This window comes from Anditalea andensis (assembly GCF_000714815.1).
Lineage (GTDB): Bacteria > Bacteroidota > Bacteroidia > Cytophagales > Cyclobacteriaceae > Anditalea > Anditalea andensis.
In genome coordinates this window covers 1-1,175 of the sequence record NZ_JMIH01000060.1, presented here as the reverse complement: position 1 = coordinate 1,175, position 1,175 = coordinate 1, and the positions used below count along the sequence as shown (strand labels likewise).

Sequence of the window (1,175 nt, the reverse complement as noted above, 5' to 3'; positions counted from 1 at the left end):
ATGAACTTTATCGGGATTATACGGAATAATGTAGTTATTAAAACAGTATAAAGTAAATATTTAAACTTATTTATGCTCGATTATCCGTTTGTTGCTCTGTTTACGCTTTATTACCCACTCCGTCAATTGTCGGAGTGGGTACGGAGAGCAACTGGAGTGATGACGGACAGGAACTGGAGTAAACATGAGTTTTAGTCAGCTGTATAAGGCAGGTTGGTAAAAAAATCATTAAGTATTTGGGACTTTAAGTGGATGGCCCATAATTCCCCCTGTTCGGGATTCGGAGGATATTTTTAATTCTACTATTAGTGAAGTTATTTAATTGTGTAGTCACTGTCTGCATCTTGGAGAAATCACATCCATCAGTCATTATGATTCGGTACGCTGATGACCTAATTATCCATTCAGGATAAATGCTGAATCCAAAGATCCGGGGATGGTTAAATTATTATGGGAAAATTAGTCGCAGAAGTTTAAGACCTGTGTTTTATTACCTACACCATCGGTTGATCAGGTGGATCCTGAACAAGTACAAAAGCTTCAAAGGAAGCAAGGTCAAAGCAATTAAGTGGCTTAGGCAAGTGACGGTTTCTTATCCAAACCTGTTTTATCACTGGGAACAGGGATACAAATTAGTCTAATAAAATGGACTATCCGACTGCATAATAAGAGCCGTATGAAATGCGCCAGCATTCATCTGTTTATATTTTGTTTTTAAAGGCTAGATGGAATCTCGCATGTTTTTAATCATCTCATTGTGTGAAGTTTGCTTCATGCTCGATTTCGTGAATACCGATTAAATTAAATATGAATGAACAATCGAGAGATCCACAGACTTTCCCGATAGCTTGCGTATCCGGATACGGTTCTCCCGTATGACGGTACAGGTTGTGAGCCGTTTAGGGATGGGATTCCCCTTTACCTACTCATATCTTTAAAAAAACAAATAAAGTTATTGATTTTAATTAAAATGTCAGTTGATAAAGGAATTGAAGGAAGGGAATAAACTACCTACTAAACACAAAGATGTTGCAATCGAGAAAACCCCTTCCTTCTTTCCATCCAAAGCCAGAACAGTACCTAAAGGCATGTTTTGTTTTATCATGACCTTGTATCAGCTATGAGTAAAGGAAAAAAGGATTGAAAATTTATTGACCAAAACAAGCTATTATATG

Annotated in this window: 1 protein-coding gene; it reads left to right on the top strand. The window is 37.0% G+C overall.

Annotation, left to right across the window (positions count from 1 at the left end):
• Positions 1 to 413: 413 nt before the first annotated feature.
• Entirely contained in the window at positions 414 to 641 is a 228-nt protein-coding gene (locus EL17_RS24455) for a group II intron maturase-specific domain-containing protein (protein WP_394332182.1), read from the top strand.
• The last annotated feature ends 534 nt before the right edge of the window (positions 642 to 1,175 follow it).